4 protein-coding genes are annotated in these 3,961 nt (G+C 70.6%); 3 read left to right on the top strand and 1 reads right to left on the bottom strand.

Annotated features, from left to right (window positions below):
* Positions 1 to 410 (top strand): MarR family winged helix-turn-helix transcriptional regulator (locus ACFDTC_RS13895; protein ID WP_375259481.1); only part of this gene is annotated, 410 nt, incomplete at its 5' end.
* Positions 411 to 467: 57 nt separating this feature from the next.
* Here the strand turns inward: ACFDTC_RS13895 and ACFDTC_RS13890 are convergent.
* The gene (locus ACFDTC_RS13890) at positions 468 to 1,841 is read right to left on the bottom strand and encodes an L-serine ammonia-lyase (RefSeq protein ID WP_375259480.1); all 1,374 of its coding nucleotides are present in this window, start codon (positions 1,839 to 1,841) and stop codon (positions 468 to 470) included.
* Positions 1,842 to 1,997: 156 nt separating this feature from the next.
* Here ACFDTC_RS13890 and rpiA point away from each other — a divergent pair, with 156 nt between their 5' ends.
* Positions 1,998 to 2,780, top strand: coding sequence for a ribose-5-phosphate isomerase RpiA (gene rpiA / locus ACFDTC_RS13885; RefSeq protein WP_375259479.1), 783 nt, complete (start codon positions 1,998 to 2,000; stop codon positions 2,778 to 2,780).
* Positions 2,781 to 2,850: 70 nt separating this feature from the next.
* Positions 2,851 to 3,961: FAD-dependent oxidoreductase (locus ACFDTC_RS13880; RefSeq protein ID WP_375259478.1), on the top strand; the 1,111-nt coding region annotated here is incomplete at its 3' end.

Below are 3,961 nucleotides of genomic sequence, written 5' to 3'. Positions count from 1 at the left end.
TGACCGCCGTGCAGCTGCGCGTGCTGCAGATCGTGTGCGAGAAGGGGCACGCCACGCCCACCGAGGTGGCGACGCGCATGGGCGTCACGCAGGCGACGATCTCGGCGCTGATCAAGAAGCTGGAAAGCTACGGGATGCTCGACCGGGAGCGGTCCAAGACCGACCGGCGCCAGACCCACCTGATCGTGACCGAGGCCGGCCGCGAGAAGGTGCTGGGCGCGCCGGACGCGCTGCAGCAGCGCTACGTCAAGGAATTCGAATCGCTGCCCGACTGGGAACAGGCGATGATCGTCGCCGCGCTGGAACGCGTCGCGGCGATGCTGGACGCCGCCGATATCGACGCCTCGCCCGTGCTGTCGGTCGGAGAGATCGTGCCCGGCCCGGGCGCACGCACCGAATCGGCGCGCTAGACGCCGTTAGCGTTCCGCCGGCTGACTGCTATCGGCAGTTTGGCCCGCTGTGCTTGCTCAGCAATTCGGCACGTTGACCGCGAGCCCGCCGAGCGCGGTCTCCTTGTACTTCTCGCTCATGTCCGCGCCGGTCTGACGCATCGTCTCGATGCAGGCGTCCAGCGGCACGAAATGCGCGCCGTCGCCGCGCAGCGCCAGCGACGCCGCCGACACCGCCTTGACCGCGCCCAGGCCGTTGCGCTCGATGCAGGGCACCTGCACGAGGCCCTTCACCGGATCGCATGTCATCCCGAGGTGATGTTCCAGCGCGATCTCGGCCGCGTTCTCGATCTGCTCGGGCGTGCCGCCCATGACCGCGGCCAGCCCCGCCGCCGCCATCGCCGCGGCGCTGCCGACCTCGGCCTGGCAGCCGGCCTCGGCGCCGCTGATCGAGGCGTTGTACTTCACCAGCCCACCGATCGCCGCCGCCGTCAGCAGAAAATCGGGGATCTTCTTCTTCGACGCGCCGGGCACGTGGTCCAGCCAGTAGCGGATGACCGCCGGGACGACGCCCGCGGCACCGTTCGTCGGCGCGGTGACGACCTGCCCGCCGGCGGCGTTCTCCTCGTTCACGGCCATGGCGTAGACGCTCATCCAGTCGTTGATCGTGTGCGGTGCGGACTGGTTGCGGCTGCGTTCGGCCTGCAGCTGGTCGTGGATCGCCTTGGCGCGGCGGCGCACGTTCAGCCCGCCGGGCAGCGTACCATCGGTGGCCAGGCCGCGGTCGATGCAATCCTCCATCACCTGCCAGATCCGCGCCATCCCGCGGTCGAGCGCCGCCGGCCCGCCGCGGCTGTCCTCGTTGGCGCGCTTCATCTGGGCGATGCTGCGGCCGCTGTCGTGCGCCATCGCCAGCATCTCGGCCGCGGTCTTGAACGGGTAGGGCACGGCGGGGCCGGTGTCGGTGTCGCGGCCCTGCTTCAGCTCGGCCTCGGTCAGGACGAAGCCGCCGCCGACGGAAAAGTACGTCTCGCGCATGATGACGTCGCCCTGCGCGTCGGTCGCCATCAGGACCATCCCGTTGGCATGGCCGGGCAGGGGCGGGCCGAAGTCGAAATGCAGGTCCTTCTCGGGGTCGAAGGCCAGCGGCGGCAGTCCGTCGGGCTCGACCTTGCGGGTCTCGCGGATGCGGGACAGCGCCTTTTCGGCCGCGTCCGCGTCGTAGGTCTCGGGGCGGAAGCCGGCGAGGCCGAGCACCGTGGCGCGGTCCGTCGCGTGGCCCACGCCTGTGAAGGCGAGGCTGCCGTGCAGCGAGGCGCGCAGGCCCGAGGCGGTGAACGGCGCCTCGCGCAGCGCGTCGAGGAAGCGCGCGGCGGCCACCATCGGCCCCATCGTGTGCGACGACGACGGGCCGATGCCCACCTTGAACATCTCGAAGACCGACAGGAACATGGGCGACCCCTTGCAGAAAGTCCCATCCGAACACGCGCGGGCCGCGCGGGCAAGGTGGCGATTCCGGGTCGCGCAGGGGCGCGGGCGCGCCTATAAGGCCGCCGAACCGCATCGTGCGCGCCGCGCGGTGCCGCCGGACCGACCAAGGAGACCCGCATGAGCCCGGACCTGTCCCCCATCGACAAGGCGAAATACGCCGCCGCCCGCCGCGCCTCGGACCTGGTCGAGGACGGCATGCGCGTGGGCCTGGGTACCGGGTCGACCGCGGCCTGGCTGGTGCGCTGCCTGGGCGAGCGGGTGCGCGACGAGGGGTTGCGCTTTCGCGCGGTGCCGACCTCGGCCCGCACGGCCGAGCTGGCGCGCGAGCTGGGCATCGAGGTGATCGGCCTCGGCGATGCCGGCTGGCTGGACCTGACGATCGACGGCGCGGACGAGGTCGACCCCGACCTGTCGCTGATCAAGGGCGGCGGCGGCGCGCTGCTGCACGAGAAGATCGTCGCCACCGCGTCCGACCGCATGGTGGTGATCGCCGACGCGGCGAAGGAGGTCGAGACGCTGGGCAAGTTTCCCCTGCCGGTCGAGATCATCGGCTTCGGCTGGCAGGCCACGCGCGCCCTGATCGAGGAGGCGCTGGAATCGCTCGACGTGGCGGGGCGCGAGACGGTGCTGCGGATGGACGGCGCGACGCCCTATGCCACGGACGAGGGCAACCGCATCCTCGACCTGCACCTGGGCCGCATCGGCGATCCGCGCCAGCTGGCGCTGGTGCTGAACCAGGTGCCGGGCGTGGTCGAGAACGGGCTGTTCATCGACATCTGCGACCGCGTGGTGATCGGTCACTCCGACGGACGGGTCGAGATGCGCGACCTCGCCACCGGCACCGTCAGCGAAGACCGCGTCGAAATCGGCGAGAACCTGTTCGACGATCTCGACGGCTAGGCGCGCTTCTGGTGGCGTTCGCCCGCGCGCTGTGAAATACCTGCGCCCGCAGGCTGTAAGGGAGCGCGCGATGAGCGAATTCGACTACGACCTCTTCGTGATCGGCGGCGGATCGGGCGGCGTGCGCGCCGCACGCGTGGCCGCCGGCGAGACCGGCGCCCGCGTCGCGCTGGCCGAGGAAAGCCGCTATGGCGGCACCTGCGTGATCCGCGGCTGCGTGCCCAAGAAGCTGATGGTCTTCGCGTCCGAGTTCGCGCACATGCCCGACGCCGCGCGCTGTTACGGCTGGGACATCCAGGACGGCGCCTTCAACTGGAAGACCTTCCGCGGGCACCTGCACGAGGAGCTGGACCGGCTCGAGGCCGTCTACCGCAAGATGCTCAAGGCCTCGGGGGTCGAGACGTTCGACGCCCGCGCGCGGCTGCGCGATCCGCACACGGTCGAGCTGTCGACCGGCGAGGTGAAGACCGCCAAGCACATCCTCGTGGCCACCGGCGGGCGCCCCGTGCGCCCCGAGGTGCCGGGGGCGAGCTGCGGCATCGTGTCGGACGACATCTTCGACTTGGAAGACCTGCCCAAGACCATCCTGATCATCGGCGGCGGCTACATCGCCTGCGAATTCGCCTGCATCCTCAACGGGCTGGGCGTCGAGGTGACGCAGTACTACCGCGGCGCGCAGATCCTGCGCGGCTTCGACGAGGAGGCCCGCGGCCTGATCGCCGACGCGATGAAGGAAAGCGGCATCGACCTGCACACCGGCACCAACATCGCCAGCATGGATACCGCCACCGGCGACGAGGATCCCGACGAGGACACCGCGCACATGAGCGGCCCGATCGAGGCCACGCGCTACGGCAAGTCCGAGCCCGAACCGGGCCCCGGCGTGCCGGTGCGGATCAAGGGCACCAACGGGCAGGACCGCGTCTTCGACATGGTGCTGTTCGCGACCGGCCGCGCGCCCAACACCGAGGACATGGGCCTGGAAGAGGCCGGCGTGACGCTCGGCCGCCGCGGCGCGATCGAAGTGGACGAATACTCGCAGACCAGCGTGCCGTCGATCTACGCCATCGGTGACGTGACCGACCGGCTGAACCTGACGCCGGTGGCGATCCGCGAGGGGATGCAATTCGTCGAGACCGTGTTCAAGGGCAACCCGACGCCGGTCGACCATGACCTGGTGC

It is taken from the genome of Citreimonas sp., from assembly GCF_042096055.1.
Lineage (GTDB): Bacteria > Pseudomonadota > Alphaproteobacteria > Rhodobacterales > Rhodobacteraceae > Citreimonas.
This window is presented reverse-complemented; position numbering and strand designations above follow the sequence as displayed.

Excerpts from the sequence above, each read along its gene's own strand:
- ACFDTC_RS13890 (WP_375259480.1), bottom strand. The coding sequence starts at position 1,841 with ATGTTCCTGTCGGTCTTCGAGATGTTCAAGGTGGGCATCGGCCCGTCG.
- rpiA (WP_375259479.1), top strand. The coding sequence starts at position 1,998 with ATGAGCCCGGACCTGTCCCCCATCGACAAGGCGAAATACGCCGCCGCC.